Origin of the sequence: Kitasatospora xanthocidica (genome assembly GCF_014656195.1) — a bacterium.
GTDB classification, from domain to species: Bacteria; Actinomycetota; Actinomycetes; order Streptomycetales; family Streptomycetaceae; genus Kitasatospora; species Kitasatospora xanthocidica.
In genome coordinates this window covers 23,509-40,258 of the sequence record NZ_BNBY01000015.1, presented here as the reverse complement: position 1 = coordinate 40,258, position 16,750 = coordinate 23,509, and the positions used below count along the sequence as shown (strand labels likewise).

Sequence of the window (16,750 nt, the reverse complement as noted above, 5' to 3'; positions counted from 1 at the left end):
CCCCTGGGCGCCGGGCTTTGCCGGGGGTGGCGGCGAGCAGGCAAGATAGCCGGGTGACCCTCCTTGATCTGATGCCGAAGCCCGCCACTCCCGACGCGCTGTACGAGACGTTCGCAGCCTGGGCGGAGGAGCGCGGGATCACGCTGTACCCGGCGCAGGAGGAGGCGCTGATCGAGCTGGTCTCGGGGAACAACGTGATCCTGGCGACGCCGACCGGCTCGGGCAAGAGCCTGGTGGCGGCGGGCGCGCACTTCGCGGCGCTGGCGGAGGGGCAGCGGACGTTCTACACGGCGCCGATCAAGGCGCTGGTGTCGGAGAAGTTCTTCGACCTGGTGAAGATGTTCGGCACCGAGCAGGTCGGCATGATGACCGGTGACGCGAGCGTGAACCCGACCGCGCCGATCATCTGCTGCACCGCCGAGGTGCTGGCGCAGATCGCGCTGCGCGACGGCGCCCGGGCGGACATCGGCCAGGTGGTCATGGACGAGTTCCACTTCTACGCCGAGCCGGACCGCGGCTGGGCCTGGCAGGTCCCGCTGCTGGAGCTGCCGCAGGCGCAGTTCCTGCTGATGTCGGCGACGCTGGGCGACGTGCGCCGCTTCGAGGAGGACCTGACCCGCCGGACGGGCCGTCCGACCACGGTGGTCCGCAACGCGACCCGCCCGGTGCCGCTGTTCTACGAGTACCGCCGCACCACGATGCACGACACCCTGGAGGAGCTGCTGCAGACCGGCCAGGCGCCGGTCTACGTCGTGCACTTCACCCAGAAGGAGGCGGTCGACCGGGCGCAGTCGCTGATGAGCATCAACATGTGCTCGAAGGCGGAGAAGGAGGCCATCGCCGATCTGATCGGCAACTTCCGTTTCACCACCAAGTTCGGCCGCAACCTGTCCCGTTTCGTGCGCCACGGCATCGGCGTGCACCACGCGGGCATGCTGCCGAAGTACCGCCGGCTGGTCGAACGCCTCGCCCAGGCGGGCCTGTTGAAGGTGATCTGCGGGACGGACACGCTGGGCGTGGGCGTCAACGTGCCGATCCGTACGGTGCTGTTCACCGCCCTGTCGAAGTACGACGGGCAGCGCGTGCGCATCCTGCGCGCCCGCGAGTTCCACCAGATCGCGGGCCGGGCGGGCCGGGCCGGCTTCGACACCGTCGGCCAGGTGGTGGCGCAGGCACCGGAGCACGTGATCGAGAACGACAAGGCGATCGCCAAGGCCGGGGACGACCCGAAGAAGAAGCGCAAGGTGGTGCGCAAGAAGGCGCCGGAGGGCTTCGTCGGCTGGACCGAGGAGACCTTCGACAAGCTGATCGGCGCCGACCCGGAGCCGCTGGTCTCCCGGTTCAAGGTGAGCCACGCGATGCTGCTGTCGGTCATCGGCCGCCCGGGCAACGCCTTCGAGGCGATGCGCAAGCTGCTCACCGACAACCACGAGGACCGGGCCGCGCAGCGCCGGCACATCCGCACCGCGATCGCCATCTACCGTTCGCTGCTGGAGGGCGGCGTGGTGGAGCGGCTGCCGGAGCCGGACGCCGAGGGCCGGATCGTACGGCTCACCCTGGACCTGCAGGAGAACTTCGCGCTCAACCAGCCGCTGTCCACCTTCGCGCTGGCGGCCTTCGAGCTCCTCGACCCGACCTCGCCCTCCTTCGCGATGGACGTGATCTCCGTCGTCGAGGCGACCCTCGACGACCCGCGCCAGATCCTCGCCGCCCAGCAGAACAAGGCGCGCGGCGAGGCCATCGGCGAGATGAAGCGGGACGGCATCGAGTACGAGGAGCGGATGGAGCGGCTCCAGGAGATCACCTACCCGAAGCCGCTGGAGGAGCTGCTCACCCACGCCTACGAGGTGTACGCCCGGGCGCACCCGTGGATCGGCGACCACCAGCTGCAGCCGAAGTCGGTGGTCCGCGACCTGTACGAGCGGGCGATGACCTTCTCGGACTACGTCGGCTTCTACGAGCTGGCGCGCACCGAGGGCATCGTGCTGCGCTACCTGGCGGGCGCGTTCAAGGCGCTGGAGCAGACCGTCCCGGAGGACGTGAAGACCGACGACCTCAAGGACGTCATCGCCTGGCTGGGCGAGCTGGTCCGCCAGGTCGACTCCAGCCTGCTGGACGAGTGGGAGCAGCTGGCCAACCCGACCGAGGAGCAGATCGCCGAGGTGCGGCTGGACGACAAGCCGGCGCCGGTCACGGCCAACGCCCGCGCGTTCCGGGTGCTGGTCCGCAACGAGATGTTCCGCCGGGTCGAGCTGTGCGCGCTGGAGCACTGGGACGCACTCGGCGAGCTGGACGGCGAGTACGGCTGGGACGCGGACCGCTGGGCGGACGCCATGGACGGGTACTGGGACGAGTACGACGACCTCGGCACCGGTCCGAACGCGCGCGGCCCGAAGATGCTGATCATCGAGGAGGAGGACTCCGCCTGGCGGGTCCGGCAGATCTTCGACGACCCGGAGGGCGACCACGACTGGGGCATCAGCGCCGAGGTGGACCTGTTCGGCTCGGACGAGGAGGGCCGGGCGGTCGTGCGGGTCACCGCGGTGGACCGGCTCGGCGGCTGACGGCCCGTCGGACGGCGTGAGGGGGCCCGGCGTTCGCCGGGCCCCCTCAGCCGTTCTCCGTCCGGTCTTCTCCGTCCGGCCGCTCTACATCCAGACGAAGGGCTGGCCCGCCGCGTAGGAGATCGCGCGGGTGGCCTCGTCCAGGTTCTGCTCGGTGCCGGCCGCCGTGCCGGTGGGGGTCGGGGTCTGGGCGGCGGGCGAGCCCGTACCGCTCGGGGTGGCGGACGCCGGGCGGCCGTCGCCGGCCCGCGAGCTGGTGACCGTCACGTAGTGCCCGACGGCCTCGACCCGCGGCTCACCGCCCGGCTTGGTGCCGGCGGGCGGAGCGGGGGCGGTGACGGCGTTCTCGAGGATGAAGGCGACCGACCCGGGCTTGGCCCGCAGGGCGTCGGCGGCCCTGGTGGCGGCGGCCTGGTCGGGGAAGCGCAGCAGGGTGACGCTGCTGAGCACGGGGCGGTCCTGGCCGGTGAAGCTGACGGTCAGGTACGCCTGGCAGCCGCTGTCCTTCAGCGGGTCCTGGGCGCGGTCCTGGAGCACCTCGGCGCAGTTCTCGCCCTGCCGGGCGCCGTTGCGCCGGGCCTTGTAGGCGCCGACCTCGACCGGCCGCTGGGCCGGGAAGATGTTGTCGACGTTGAGGGCCTCGGGGTCGGTGAGCGCCGGCGCGGATCCGACCACGGGCGGCGTCTTGGCGGAGTCCTTGGTGGACGGGCCGAGCCCGGGTATGTAGTCGCCGGGCATCGGGCGGGTGATGATCCAGCCGCCGGCCACGACGACGCCGACCACGACGATCCAGCCCGCGGCCCGACGGCCGGTCAGCCGCCGGCCGCGTCGCCGGGCGGCCGTCGCGCCGGCGCCGGTCCGGTCGGCGGCGCCGGTGCCGGTCCGGTCGGCGGTACCCTCGGCGTCGCCGCCCCTCGGGTCGGCGCCCCCGCCGGTCCGCTGTCCTGCCTGGCCTTCCCGGCCGTCTCCCGGAGTCGGGGTGCGCTCCCCCTGCGTGGTCATGGCGCAGATTCTAAGCACCCCGGGCGTGGCCTGGGTCACGGGGTCGGGGGTTGTGGATCATCGTCCGGGCGGCGTGTCCCGTGCGGTCGGCGCCGGTCGACCCCTACCCGCCGGTAATCTTCGCCCCGACCCCGCGTCAAGCCCGTGACCAGCGACGGAGCCGTGAGCTTCGACACTGTGGCAATCGGCACATCCTCACACCGATCTTCTGGCGGGTTTGCTCTGGCGCCGCTCGATCGGCAGCAGGCAGGATCACCCCATGGATCTGCTCGATACCCTCACCGCCAAGGGCCTGCGCGGCGAAGTCCCGACCCGCGAGGAGGCCCTGGCCGTCCTCGCCACCACCGACGACGAGCTGCTCGACGTCGTCGCCGCGGCCGGCAAGGTGCGCCGCCGCTGGTTCGGCCGCCGGGTCAAGCTCAACTACCTGGTGAACCTCAAGAGCGGGCTCTGCCCGGAGGACTGCTCGTACTGTTCGCAGCGGCTCGGGTCCAAGGCCGAGATCCTCAAGTACACCTGGCTCAAGCCGGACCAGGCCGCCGACGCCGCCCGCGCCGGGGTGGCCGGCGGCGCCAAGCGGGTCTGCCTGGTGGCCAGCGGCCGCGGCCCGACGGACCGTGACATCGACCGGGTCACCGACACCATGGCCGCCATCAAGGACGCCGACCCCGAGGTCGAGATCTGCGTCTGCCTCGGCCTGCTCTCCGACAACCAGGCGGAGCGGCTCAAGGCGGCCGGCGCCGACGCCTACAACCACAACCTCAACACCTCCGAGAACACCTACGGGGCCATCACCAAGACCCACACCTACGCGGACCGCGTGGACACCGTGCAGAAGGCGCACGGCGCGGGCCTGTCCGCCTGCTCCGGCCTGATCGCCGGCATGGGCGAGACCGACGAGGACCTCGTCGACGTGGTGTTCGCGCTGCGCGAGCTCGGCTCGGACTCCGTGCCGGTCAACTTCCTCATCCCCTTCGAGGGCACCCCGCTCGCCAAGGAGTGGAACCTCACCCCGCAGCGCTGCCTGCGCATCCTCGCGATGGTCCGCTTCGTCAACCCGGACACCGAGGTCCGGATCGCCGGCGGGCGCGAGGTGCACCTGCGCACCATGCAGCCGCTCGGCCTGCACATCGCCAACTCCATCTTCCTCGGCGACTACCTGACCAGCGAGGGCCAGGCCGGCCAGGCCGACCTCGACATGATCAAGGACGCCGGCTTCGAGGTCGAGGGCGCCGGCGAGGCCACCCTGCCCCGCCACCGCGCCGACGTCGCCGAGGCCGCCCAGGCCGGTGGCGGCTGCGGCACCGCGGCCTCGGCCTGCGGCAGCGGTGGCGGCTGCGGCCCGTGCGGCGGGCACTCCCACGCGCCCGCAGTGACCGCTTCCGCCGAGCCGGCGGAGGAGACCCCCGAGGACGGCGACGAGCTGCGCAGCGACCTCGTCAAGGTCCGCCGCCGCGGCGCCGGCACCGAACTCGCGCCCAACGCCTGACCGTCCCACCGCTCTGGAGAGTCGCCCATCATGCCCCAGCTGTCCGCGGACACGCTGCTCACCCTCGACCGCGCCCACGTCTGGCACCCGTACGGACCGATGCCCGGAACCGTCGCCCCGTACGTGGTGGAGTCGGCCTCCGGCGTGCGGCTGCGCCTGGCCGAACCGGTCGCGGGCGGGCGGCGCGAGCTGGTCGACGGGATGTCCTCCTGGTGGGCGGCGATCCACGGCTACCGGCACCCGGTGCTGGACGAGGCCGTCCGCGAGCAGCTGGGGCGGATGAGCCACGTGATGTTCGGCGGGCTCACCCACGAGCCCGCCGTCCGGCTGGCCGCCAGGCTGGTGGAGATCACCCCGGAACCGCTGCGGCACGTCTTCCTCGCCGACTCGGGCTCGGTGGCCGTCGAGGTCGCGATGAAGATGTGCCTGCAGTACTGGCAGTCCATCGGCCGGCCGGGCAAGCGCCGGCTGCTGACCTGGCGCGGCGGCTACCACGGTGACACCTTCCACCCGATGTCGGTCTGCGACCCGGACGGCGGGATGCACCACCTGTGGGGCGGGGTGCTGCCCGGGCAGCTCTTCGCGCCGCAGCCGCCGGCCGGGTTCGACGCCCCGCTCGACCCCGAATACGCCGCACGCTTCGAGGAGTTGATGGCCCGTCACGCCGACGAACTGGCCGCCGTCATCGTCGAGCCGGTCGTCCAGGGCGCGGGCGGCATGCAGTTCCACTCCCCGGCCTACCTGCGGATGCTGCGCGAACTCTGCGACCGGTACGGGGTGTTGCTGGTCTTCGACGAGATCGCCACCGGATTCGGGCGCAGCGGCGCCCTGTTCGCCGCCGACCACGCGGGCGTCTCCCCGGACGTGATGTGCCTCGGCAAGGCCCTCACCGGCGGCTACCTGACCCTGGCCGCCGCACTGTGCACCGGCGAGATCGCCGACGGCATCAGCCGCGGCGAGATGCCGGTGCTCGCCCACGGCCCCACCTTCATGGGCAACCCGCTGGCCTGCGCGGCCGCCAACGCCTCACTGGACCTGCTGCTCGGGCAGGACTGGGCGGTGGAGGTCAAACGCATCGAGGACGGCCTGCGGGCCGGCCTCGCGGCCGCGGCGGACGTCCCGGGCGTCCACGACGTACGGGTCCAGGGCGCCATCGGCGTCGTGCAGTTGGACCACCCGGTGGACGTACGGGCGGCGACCGAGGCCGCCGCGCGGGAGGGCGTCTGGCTGCGCCCCTTCCGGGACCTGATCTACACCATGCCGCCCTATGTGACGGAGGACGAGGACGTGGCACGCATCGCGGCCGCCGTGACCGCCGCGGCGGTGGCGGCATGAGCGCGGACACAGACACTGGCACTGGCACCGTGAACGCGCGGATCCTCTTCGTCACGGGCACCAACACGGACGTCGGCAAGACCGTCGCCACCGCGGCCCTCGCCGCGGTGGCGCTGCGCGGCGGCCTGAAGGTCGCCGTGCTCAAGCCCGGGCAGACCGGCGTCACCCCGGACGAGCCCGGCGACGCCCACGAAGTCCGGCGCCTGGCAGGCGAACTGACCTACCGCGAGCTGGCCCGCTACCCCGAGCCGCTGGCCCCCGACACCGCCGCCCGGCGGTCCGGACTGCCGTACCTCTCCCCCGCCGAGGTGGTCACCGAGGTCGCCGGCCTCGCCGCCGCCCACGACCTGGTGCTCGTCGAGGGCGCGGGCGGCCTGCTGGTCCGCTACGACGACGAGGGCCGCACCCTCGCCGACCAGGCCCGGGCCGTCCTCGACGCCGGGCTGCCCGCCGAGGTGCTGCTCGTCGCCTCCGCCGGACTCGGGACCCTGAACATCGTCTCCCTCACCGCGGAAGCCCTGGCCGCCCGCGAACTGCCCCTCACCGGCGTCCTCGTCGGCTCCTGGCCGGCCGACCCCGGCCTCGCCGAGCGCTGCAACCTCGCCGACCTGCCACGCTCCGCCGGCGCCCCGCTGCTCGGCGCCCTGCCGGAACGCGCGGGCACCGCCGAGGACTTCGCCGCCCTGGCGCTCGCCTCGCTCGCCCCCGAGCTGGGCGGGACCTGGAACGCGGAGCACTTCGCGGAGCGGTTCTCGGAGCACTTCGCGGACACCCACCGGGCGGAATAGGCCCGGCTTCGCTCGAAGGGGTGATCTCCGCGCCCGAACCGTGGGTGCGGCGGCTACCGGCTGAATACGGTTCCTCCCATGACAGACGGGCTGACCGTGGACGAGGCCCTGCGGGCCTTGGCCGCCCTGGAGGCGGCGTGGAAGGACGACGAGGAGGCGCTGTCCGCCCTGGCGGCGGGCAGCGTCGAGGAACAGCCGCTGCCGGCGCTGGTCGCCGCGTACGGCGAGCACGCGATGGACACGCTGATGGCGCTCGCCTTCGGGCTGCGCTCCACCATGAGCGACGAGGAACTCGCCGAGATCTCCGACGCGGTCAGCTCCAACATCGGCGCCCGGATGAGCGCCCTGCTCACCCAGACCCTGAAGACCTGGGGCACCCTCGCCGCCCCGGACGACCACACCGTCACCAAGATCATCGCCCACACCGTCATCGACGCGATGCGGGCCGTCACCGAGGACCCCAGCAAGACCGAGGTCCTGCCCCTGCTCGCCACCTTCCGCAGCTACGCCCTCAACGGCACCTGAGCGACGGCCGATCCGGCGCGGGCCCCGAACCCCCACGGGGGCCCGCGCTTTCACCTCGGGCCCTCGCTCACGGCGGGAGCCGTCGGCCCGGTCGAATCCGGCACCGCCACGACACCCCCTGCCCTCCGCCTCAGCGCGCGTCGCACCTCCGGCACCTGCTCGTCCGTCCGCGCGTGTCCTCGCACGGCCTGCACCAAGGCACGCTCCAGCTCTTCGAGCGACCTCTGACGCCTCGCGGCCTCCTCCTGAACGTTGTCGCTCGAATCCCGGACAGGAGCATGGAGCCGCACGAACTCGGCCAGCTCACACCGTTCCCGACAGGCCGACAGATGAAGGGCGAGGAGAGCATCCGGTATCCGCATACCGGCATCATGGCAACGAAGCGGGGAAGCTCGGCGACGAAGCCCCGCGCGGCGCGGCGCCCTTCAAGCTCTCCGAGGGCTTGTCCCGCCCGTCCGGCCGAGGAGGTGTTCGACGCGGTCGGCGACGATCCCCGGCTGCTCGGCCTGGATGAGATGGCCGGAGTCCACGGTCTCGAACCGGCCGTCGGGCAGTGACTCGGCCCAGCGCCGCCGGTGCTCGGCCAGGGCGGTGTGGTGCCGGCCCCGGCCCTTCTGGGGGCGGGCGGCCGAGAGGAGGACGGTCGGGCACGCCGGCGGGGCGGGTGGCTCGGCGCGGAAGCGCGGGATGGCCTCGGCGACGGCCTTGATCTCCTTCCGGGTCTGCGCGATGCCCGCCGGGACGAAGTCCTCGGCGAGCATGGCCTCGTAGGTGTCCACCGGGAAGAGCCGCCGGAGGTCACGACTGGCCAGGCGGGCCAGCCGGCGGGAGCGGAACAGCGCCTGGGTGACGCCCAGGGACCGGTCGACCTTCGCCGCGGTCCGGTCGAAGGTGTCGTAGACGGGCGCGCTCTCCGCCGCCGGGTCGAGCAGCAGCAGCCCCCGCAGCCGCGGCCCCAGCCCCTCCACGGCCCGGCGGGCGACCAGCCCGCCCATGCTGTGCGCGACGAGCACGAAGCCGCCGGGGACGACCGCCTCGACCAGCGCGACCAGGTCCGCGGCCAGGTCGTCGATGCTCAGCCGGGCCGTCGTCCGGCCGCTGCGGCCGAAGCCGGCGCGGTCGTAGGCGACCAGTCTCGTCCGGTCCGCCAGCAGCGCGGTCACCGGGTCCCAGCAGGTGCGTCCCATTCCGCCGCCCGCCTCGAAGACCACCCAGTCCGTCCCGCTGCCGGTCTCCTCCACGTGGACGGTCCGGCCGTTCACCGGCACCACCCGCCCCGTTGCCTGTCGCATGCCCCCTCCAAGGCTCACCGTCCACCGTTTCCACTTTCGATAATAGTATCGAGTATGGAATTGTGAAGCCCATGGACACCACCGACGTACTCCTCCACCCGGTGCGCCTGCGCGTGGTGCACGCGCTCGCCGGCGGCCGGTCGCTGACCACCGCCCAGCTGTGCGAGCGGATGCCCGACGTGCCGAAGGTGACCATGTACCGGCACGTCGCCCTGCTCGCCGAGGCGGGCTTCCTGGACGTGGCCGGGGAGCAGCGGGTGCGCGGAGCCGTCGAGCGGCACTACCGGCTGCGCCAGGACCGCCCGGTCGTCGACACCGACGCCGCCGCCGCGATGACGCCGGACGACCACCGCCGGGGCTTCGCCGCCGCCATGGCCGTGCTCATCGCCGAGTTCAACGCCTACCTCGACCGCGACGGCGCCGACCCGGTGGCCGACGCGGTCTCCTACCGGCAGGGCACGCTCTGGCTCACCCCGGACGAACTCGCAGAGATGACAGCCGAGTTGCGCGCGGTGCTGGCCCCTCGGCTGGCCAACCGGCCGGCGCCGGGCCGCATGCCCTACCTGCTCAGCCCCGTCCAGTTCCCGGTCGGCCCGCCGTCCGCCGACGAGGCCCGGCCCTGAGGCCGAGGACGACGGTGCCGTCCCCGTCCGGCCCGTCGATAGTTGCGGTAAGGCTGCACACCTGAACTCCCGTGGTGTGTAATCGCGCTGGACCGGGGCACCCGGGGTGGCGGGAGGGGAGAGCTGGTGGACGAGCTGCAGACGACGGATCCGCGGCAGGTGGGGCGGTACCGGATCACCGGGGTCCTCGGCGCCGGCGGCATGGGCCGGGTCTACCTCGGGCAGTCGCCCAGCGGACGGTCGGTCGCGGTCAAGGTGGTGCGGCCGGAACTCGCCCAGGACCCCGAGTTCCGGCGCCGGTTCGCCCGCGAGGTGGCCTCCGCCCGCAGGGTCAACGGGTTCTTCACGGCCGCCGTGGTCGACGCCGACCCCGGGAGCGCGACCCCGTGGCTCGCCACCGCCTACGTCCCCGGCCCGCCCCTGGACCTGGCGATCGCGACCGGCGGCCCCTGGCCGGTGGACCGGGTGCGGGCACTGGGCGCGGGCCTGGCCGAGGCCCTGGAGGCCATCCACGCCGCCGAGTTGGTGCACCGGGACCTCAAGCCCTCGAACGTCCTGCTCGCCCCCGACGGCCCCCGGGTGGTCGACTTCGGCATCTCCGTGGCCGCCGAGGCCACCGCGCTCACCCGCACCGGGATGATCGTCGGCACACCCGGCTTCATGGCCCCCGAACAGCTCCTCGGCCGGCCCGTCACACCGGCCACCGACGTCTTCGCCCTCGGCGCCGTCCTGGCCTACGCGGCCACCGGCACCGGCCCCTTCGGCACCGGCTCGGCGCAGGCGCTCAACTTCCGCATCGCGTACGAGGAACCGGACCTCTCGCTGCTGCCGCGGGGCCTGGAGGTGATCGGACGCTGCCTGGCCAAGGACCCGGCGCAACGGCCCTCGGTGGCGGCGCTCATCCAGGAACTCGCGCTGGTCCCGGTCGACAGCGGGCTGCCCACGGAGGTCGTCCCACCGATCACGGCGTGGATGCCGACGCCCGTACCGCAGGCCGACCCCGTACCAGTGGCCCCGTCCGCGCCCACGGTCCCGACCGAGCGGCAGCGTCCCCTCTTCCCGTTCTGGGCCGCGATCACGGCACTGGCGCTCGCCATGGTCCTGCCCCCGGTGCCCGGTTCGACAGTCGCCATCACGAGCATGGCCCACGGCTCCTGGCCGGTCGTCGCGGCCGCCGCCATCGGCCTCGCCACCTGCGCGGCGGCACTGTCCCTCGCACGCCGTGGCCGTACGGGTCGCGTTCCCCGGTGGCCCCGGTACGTGCACGGGCTCGCCGCGGTCGTCAACACCGGGCTGCTCGTCTTCTACCTGGTCAAGATCCTGCGCTGGCGGGAGTTCGGCGAGCTCGGTGGCGGTGCGTACAGCTACATCGTCGCCTCCGTGATGCTGGTCTGGGGCCTCGTCCGCTTCCCGCGGTCGACGACCCGGTAGCCTCCGCCGGCGACCGGCGAGCCACCTCGCTCCTTCCGGCCGGACCCGGCCTGGCTTGGCCTGGCGGGAACACCTGTCGCGACCTATCGTGTATCCCTGTCCGCGCTGCTGCCCGCGTCGCGCGAGGACCTTCTTCGAACCCAGGACGGGAAGCATGCCCGGAGACCGTTCGACCGCTGGGATTCCTTCCGGCCACGGCTCGCAGCCAGGGATTCGGGCCTCCCATGCGGACCGGGATCAGGTGGCCGACCAGCTGAGCATCGCGGCGGGCGAAGGCCGGCTGACCACAGAGGAATTGGGCCAGCGACTGGAAGCCGCCCTGTCCGCACGGACGATCGGCGAGCTGACCGAACTCACCGCCGACCTGCCACCGGCGTCGGTCTTCCCTGGCGGGGTCCTGGCGGCGGCCAAGGACGTCCTCCGGATCGAGCAGCGGTTCAGTCCGGTCAAGCGGGCGGGCCGCTGGGTGGTGCCGCGACGGCTGGAACTCGCGGTGGAATTCTGCGAGGTGACACTCGACTTCACGCAGGCGGTGATCACACAGGACACCGTGCAGATCGACCTGGACATGCGCGGCAAGACCCTGACGCTGATCGTCGGCCCCGGCATCGTGGTCGATACCGACGGCCTGTGCCTGGAGTTCAGCAAGGTGAAGAACCGCCAGACCCCGGACCGCGATACGCCGATCGCTCTGCGCGTCGAGCTGACCGGCACGAAGAGGTTCGGTCGTGTGGTTGTGCGGCAGCCACGGAGAACGACCGGCCGGTGACTTTCGGCGCGGGCTTCGAGGCTCCTCGAAGCCCGCGCTGTTATGTACGCACCCTCAACCACCCGGCGGCGAGCGCGAATCCGCCCGTCGAGGAGGCGAGGAAGGTGAGGGCGAACACCAGGGCGGTCGCAGGAGAGTCGCCGTCCTCCGGGATCAGGAGGACGGCGACGGCCGCGAGCGCGAGGGAGCCGGCGACGATGACACCGGCTGCCACTACGGCCGCATACCTCTGCGGAGGACGACGACCAGCTGCTCGATGACGTCCGGCCGGGCGGCCCCGAGGTCGATCAGGATGACGCCGGTGGCCTTGGCCGAGCGCCAGTCGATCCCGAGGGACGGGAGTCTCACGTTCGCGGCGTTCAGGACGGCCTGGAGGTCGTCGAGGATGTCGGCTGCGGTGCGACGGTCCTCGGCCGTGATCTTGTCGATCATGCTGCTCATGGGGCATCTCACTGTTCGATGTTCGAGATCCAACGCGCTTCGGTGTCCCACTCGATGCCGCCGTTGAGGGGCCGGAGGAAGGCGAGGCCGTGCGCCCAACCCATGAAGGCACCCCAGCGCCCGGAGCGGACGTCGAAGACCCGCTCCCCGCTGGAGGCGGGGCGGTAGGGCACGGACGGCGGCGCCACCCGTCGCACGGGCGGCGCCGCCGGGGCGATGGCGGCGGAGGTCATGCGGGCCTCCGGGACGGATTCGCCGCACCGCGCACACCGGCAGGGCGGGAAGTTCCGCCGAAGGATCAGGCTTTCGCCAGAATATCCCTTTGTCATATTGTCCTCGATGTCTCACCCATGGGCGCATTACACACTGAGCGACCGCAAGGAATCGGCGATCGCGCTCCAAGGATCGGTGCGCGGCTCTACGATCGGAAGACGTTTCAACTCAACACCCAATCAGTTGAACCGAGGTGATCATGAGTAGCGAAGCAACGGAACCGCCCGAGTCTCGGCGGGTCGCCTTCGGAAGGAAGCTCCGAAGCCTCCGGCAGGCCCGGGGCCTCACGCAGACCCAGCTAGGAAAGTTGATCAACTACTCTGGCGCGTTCGTCTCCTATGTTGAACTCGGGGATCGCCCACCGCCCTTCCCTCTTGCCACTCGCGCCGATGCCGCACTGGACGCCAACGACACTCTGGAGTCGTTGTGGTGGGACCTCCAAGAGACCTCCATGCTCAAGGGATTCTTCAAGTACGCCTCATACGAGTCGAAGGCCATCGAGATCAGACATTTCCAGGAGAGATTCGTTCCTGGACTGCTCCAGACCCAGGAATATGCCGCAGCACTTCACAATGCCGCTGCGGATCGCGGCGAAATCAGTCAAAGTCAGGCCGAGGAACGAACCGCCTTCGTCGTCTCTCGCCGACGCCTTCTCACGAGAACGGATGCCCCGCACTTCCACTTCATCCTGGACGAAAGCTGTGTCCACACCCGGATCGGCGGCGACGCCGTAACAAACGCCCAACTTCAGCGCCTTGACGATCTCGCCAAGCTGCCGAATGTCACACTGCAAGTCTTCCCGTTCACGCGTGGCGAGGAGTGCCCCTTTGCATGGTCGGCAATCATGCTCACGCTCCCCGACCACTCAACCATGCTCTACTCGGAGTCCAAACTCGGAGCGCTCTTCTCAAAGGACCCCGATGAAGTCAGGCGCTGGGAGAGGGATTGGAGGCATCTCCGGAACAGCGCGCTCTCTCTCACCGACACCCTCAGCGCGATCCAGGCCAAACGGTCGCTATGAACTGGCCGAGAGCCGATAGCGCGTTTGTGAACGGGTGCCATGCCAGCGAAGATGTGAGGCCAGTCGGCACCCCGAGGCCGGCCTGCATCCATGGGGGAACTCTCTTGCCGTTAGCCGGTGATCCGAATCCGCTCAGCTTCGCGTTACTCGGCCCGTTGCAGGTGCAGCGCTCCGGTTCCGCCATCGCCTTGGGGGCTCCTCGGCAGCGGTCGGTGCTGGTCTCGCTCCTCCTGCGGCCCGACGCGGTCGTCACGGTCGATGAGCTGATCGACGACCTGTGGGGCGACCAGCCGCCCGGCTCGCCCCTGATCACCCTCCGTTCCTACGTCTCCCAGCTGCGCAAGCTGCTGGAGCCGGCCCGCGAGACCCCCACCGTCCTCCTCTCCCAGGCGGGCGGGTACCGGTTGGCGGTCGATCCGGACCAGGTCGACCTCTGGCGGGCCAAGCAGCTTCACGAGCTGGCTGGCCGGTGCTCCCCCGAACAGCCGGAGCAGGCCAGGGCCCGCCTCCGGCAGGCGCTCTCACTCTGGCACGGCGAGCCACTGGCCGACCTCCCCGGGCCGCTCATGCAGCGCGAGCGCGAACGCCTCTCCGAGCTTCACCTCACCCTCCTCGAAGAGCGCCTGGCCCTCGACGTCGCCCTCGCCGACCCGGCCGACTACCTGCCCGAGCTGGAAAGCCTCACCGCCGACCACCCTTTCCGCGAGCGCCTCCAGGCCCTGCTCATCCGCGCGCTGCACCGCCAGGGCCGCACGCCGGAGGCCCGTACGGTCTACGACACCCTCCACGAACGGCTCGTGGAGCGCCTCGGCATCGAGCCGGGCCCCGAACTCGCCGCCCTGCGCGACGAACTGGACCCAGACCAACTCCCCTCACCACTCCCCCACTTCACCGGCCGCCGGGACCACGTCGCCCGCCTCGGCCACGCCCTCACCTCCCGGACCGGCCCCGGCCTGCGCCTGGCGACCGTCACCGGCATGGCCGGCGTCGGCAAGACGGCCCTCGCCGTGCGGGCCGCCCACACCCTCCGCCCGCACTTCCCGGACGGCCGCCTCTACGCGGACCTGCGCGGCGCCGACCTGGTGCCCGCCAGCGCGTCCGACATCCTGGCGGAGTTCCTGACCGCCCTGGGCATCCGACCCGCGGCCGTCCCCAAGGACCTGCCCGGCCGGTCCGCCCTGTTCCGGACCGCCACCGCCGGCAAGCGGTTGCTGATCCTCCTGGACAACGCGCGGGACGATGCCCAGATCCAGCCGCTGCTGCCCGGCTCCCCGGACTGCGCGGTGATCGTCACCAGCCGCACGGTGCTCTACAGCGTGCCGTCGGTCCTGCACGTCGCACTGGACGTGTTCAGCGAGGGCGAAGCGCTGAGCCTGCTGGACGCGGTCATCGGCAGGGCCCGCCGTTGCTCCCAACAGGCCGACGCCGAGCTGCTGGTGGAGGCCTGCGGCCGGCTGCCGCTGGCCGTACGGATCGCCGCCGCCCGGCTCGCCGCGACTCCGGACCAGCCGATCGCCGCGCTCGTCCGGCGCCTCACCGACGACCGGGAGGGCATCACCGCGCTCCGCACCCGCGATGTCGCCATCGAGCAGGTCTTCGACCTCAGTTACCGCTTGCTCCCCCCGCCGCTGGCGTCGGCGTTCCGCCTGCTCTCCTGGATCGAGCCGGACATCGGCCTCGCCTCGGCGGCCGCCGTCCTGGGCCTGCCCGAGGAGCAGGCGGAACGCCTCGCCGAGTCGCTGGTGGACCAGGCGCTCCTCGAATCGATCGGCGCCGGGCGCTACCGCTACCACGACCTGGTACGGGCCTTCGCCCGCCGGACGTCCCGGCGGCTGGACCCCGACGAACGAACCGCCGCTCACCATCGGCTGCTGACGCTGCTGCTCTCCCGCGCCCGTACGGCCTTCGCCCTCGCCGTGCCCGGCGACCCAGTCGCCGACGTCTTCGGCGACCCGGTGGCCGACGTCTTCGGCGCGCCGATCGCCGACGTCCTCGGCGACCCGGCGCCGCGCCCCGCCGCCCACCCGGGCTTCGCGGACCTGGCGGACGCCCGCCGGTGGGCGCGGGCCGAGACGCCGAGCGCGGTGGCCCTCGCCGCCGCGATCGCGACCGCCGGACCGGGCGAACTGCGGCCCACCGTGGACCTGTTGATCGCCCTCAGTCCGCTCGGCCTGGGCGCCGTCGGCGGCCGGGCGGAGGAGGCGTCCCGCCTGCTGATCGGCGCCGCCGTGGCCTGCGGCGACCGCGCCGCGGAGGGCCGTTCCCGGTTCCTGCTGGGCACCATCCTGCTGGCCGGGGCCCGGCTCGACGAGGCCGGCGCGCAGGCCCGCGAGGCCGCCCGGGCCTGCCAGGAGGCGGGCGACCGGGCCGTGCTGCGGCAGGCGCTCAACGACCTGGGCCTGATCGCCCAGGCCGAGGGCCGGCACGGAGAGGCGATCGCCGCCTTCGACGAGGCCGCGCTGCTCGCCCGGCGACTCGGTCACCGTTCGGGCGAGGTGGCGAGTGCGGCGAACGCCGCGCTGTCCCGGATCCGCAGCGGCCGTGCGGCCATCGCGGCGGAGACCTGCCGGCTGCTCCTCGACGAGCCGGCCGGAGGGGCCGCCGATCCGGCGATGACCGCGTACGTGCACTACGTCCTCGGTCTCGCCTACCAGGTACTGGGCCGGCTCGACGACGCCGCCGCGCAGCTGCGGCTCTGCATCGACCGCGCGCACCCCGCCCGCGACCTGGACCGGGAGTCGGCCGCCCGGAGCCGGCTGGCCGACGTCCTGCGCCTGCTCGGGCGGGTCGACGAGGCGGTGCACCAGGCGGAACGCGCCCTGGTCCTGGCGACGGAAGGCGGGCGGCAGCGCGAACGCGCTCTCGCCCACCTGGTGTTGGCCAACGCGATGACCGCTCGGGGTGACCACGGCACCGCACGGACTCACGAGGCGGAGGCCCAGCTGCTGCTCGGCAGGCTGAGCGCACCGGAGTCCGCCGACGCGGGGCTGCTGCTGACCGCGCTCGCCGCGGGCGACCGGGCCGTCGTCACCCCCGGCGAGAATCGCCGATGATCAGGCCGGTCCCGTTCCACGCGACCTTGCTCGCCAGGCACCGCACGTCGGGCGACCCGCCGCAGGCCTTCGCCGGCGGCTCGGCCGGCGAGCCGTGCCCCCGTCCGGGATCCCCGGCACCCCATGCGACGGCGCCCACCACCG

General features: G+C 72.4%; 15 protein-coding genes. 10 read left to right on the top strand and 5 right to left on the bottom strand.

The genetic code is table 11. The features are described from left to right. Nucleotides 1-71 precede the first annotated feature (71 nt). The gene (locus tag IE332_RS24520; protein ID WP_373313827.1) at nt 72-2,564 is read left to right on the top strand and encodes a DEAD/DEAH box helicase; all 2,493 of its coding nucleotides are present in this window, start codon (nt 72-74) and stop codon (nt 2,562-2,564) included. Nucleotides 2,565-2,648: 84 nt separating this feature from the next. Here the strand turns inward: IE332_RS24520 and IE332_RS24515 are convergent, their stop codons facing one another. Next, nucleotides 2,649-3,566: a hypothetical protein gene (locus IE332_RS24515; RefSeq protein WP_189920207.1), complete on the bottom strand. Its 918-nt coding sequence runs from the start codon at nt 3,564-3,566 to the stop codon at nt 2,649-2,651. 259 nt (nt 3,567-3,825) lie between these two features. On the opposite strand from IE332_RS24515, the gene bioB reads away from it, so the two are divergent. The 4 genes from bioB (at nt 3,826) to IE332_RS24495 (ending at nt 7,703) form a co-directional block, all read left to right on the top strand. Further along, nucleotides 3,826-5,055, top strand: a complete 1,230-nt coding sequence (gene bioB / locus IE332_RS24510) for a biotin synthase BioB (RefSeq protein ID WP_189920205.1) — start codon at nt 3,826-3,828, stop codon at nt 5,053-5,055. Nucleotides 5,056-5,085: 30 nt separating this feature from the next. Further along, the gene (locus IE332_RS24505) at nt 5,086-6,390 is read left to right on the top strand and encodes an adenosylmethionine--8-amino-7-oxononanoate transaminase (RefSeq protein WP_189920203.1); all 1,305 of its coding nucleotides are present in this window, start codon (nt 5,086-5,088) and stop codon (nt 6,388-6,390) included. Nucleotides 6,391-6,419: 29 nt separating this feature from the next. Further along, nucleotides 6,420-7,178 (top strand): dethiobiotin synthase, encoded by a 759-nt coding sequence (bioD, locus tag IE332_RS24500; protein ID WP_229928877.1) that lies wholly within the window; start codon nt 6,420-6,422, stop codon nt 7,176-7,178. Nucleotides 7,179-7,256: 78 nt separating this feature from the next. Further along, complete coding sequence (locus IE332_RS24495; RefSeq protein WP_189920199.1) at nt 7,257-7,703, top strand: hypothetical protein; 447 nt, start codon at nt 7,257-7,259, stop codon at nt 7,701-7,703. Nucleotides 7,704-8,128: 425 nt separating this feature from the next. Here the strand turns inward: IE332_RS24495 and IE332_RS24490 are convergent, their stop codons facing one another. After that, complete coding sequence (locus IE332_RS24490; RefSeq protein WP_189920197.1) at nt 8,129-8,995, bottom strand: alpha/beta fold hydrolase; 867 nt, start codon at nt 8,993-8,995, stop codon at nt 8,129-8,131. 71 nt (nt 8,996-9,066) lie between these two features. Here IE332_RS24490 and IE332_RS24485 point away from each other — a divergent pair, with 71 nt between their 5' ends. From IE332_RS24485 to IE332_RS24475, 3 genes are all read left to right on the top strand, one after another. Continuing rightward, nucleotides 9,067-9,618: a helix-turn-helix domain-containing protein gene (locus IE332_RS24485; protein WP_189920194.1), complete on the top strand. Its 552-nt coding sequence runs from the start codon at nt 9,067-9,069 to the stop codon at nt 9,616-9,618. 126 nt (nt 9,619-9,744) lie between these two features. Further along, nucleotides 9,745-11,049, top strand: coding sequence for a serine/threonine-protein kinase (locus IE332_RS42430; RefSeq protein ID WP_373313821.1), 1,305 nt, complete (start codon nt 9,745-9,747; stop codon nt 11,047-11,049). 154 nt (nt 11,050-11,203) lie between these two features. Then, entirely contained in the window at nt 11,204-11,818 is a 615-nt protein-coding gene (locus IE332_RS24475) for a DUF1707 SHOCT-like domain-containing protein (protein WP_189920192.1), read from the top strand. A 40-nt stretch (nt 11,819-11,858) separates the two neighbouring features. On the opposite strand, the gene IE332_RS24470 is transcribed toward IE332_RS24475, so the two are convergent. From IE332_RS24470 to IE332_RS24460, 3 genes are read right to left on the bottom strand one after another with little or no spacing between them, the layout of a single operon-like run. Further along, nucleotides 11,859-12,032: a hypothetical protein gene (locus IE332_RS24470; protein ID WP_189920190.1), complete on the bottom strand. Its 174-nt coding sequence runs from the start codon at nt 12,030-12,032 to the stop codon at nt 11,859-11,861. Continuing rightward, entirely contained in the window at nt 12,032-12,259 is a 228-nt protein-coding gene (locus IE332_RS24465; RefSeq protein ID WP_189920188.1) for a hypothetical protein, read from the bottom strand. The genes IE332_RS24470 and IE332_RS24465 overlap by 1 nt, the downstream gene beginning before the upstream one ends. A gap of 8 nt (nt 12,260-12,267) precedes the next feature. Then, nucleotides 12,268-12,492, bottom strand: a complete 225-nt coding sequence (locus IE332_RS24460) for a hypothetical protein (protein ID WP_189920186.1) — start codon at nt 12,490-12,492, stop codon at nt 12,268-12,270. Between the two features lie 239 nt (nt 12,493-12,731). Here IE332_RS24460 and IE332_RS24455 point away from each other — a divergent pair, with 239 nt between their 5' ends. Together IE332_RS24455 and IE332_RS24450 are read left to right on the top strand one after the other, a co-directional pair. Then, a complete protein-coding gene (locus IE332_RS24455) occupies nt 12,732-13,553 on the top strand; it encodes a helix-turn-helix domain-containing protein (RefSeq protein ID WP_189920184.1) in 822 nt (273 codons plus the stop codon). Between the two features lie 161 nt (nt 13,554-13,714). Next, nucleotides 13,715-16,606, top strand: coding sequence for an AfsR/SARP family transcriptional regulator (locus IE332_RS24450; protein WP_229928888.1), 2,892 nt, complete (start codon nt 13,715-13,717; stop codon nt 16,604-16,606). The last annotated feature ends 144 nt before the right edge of the window (nt 16,607-16,750 follow it).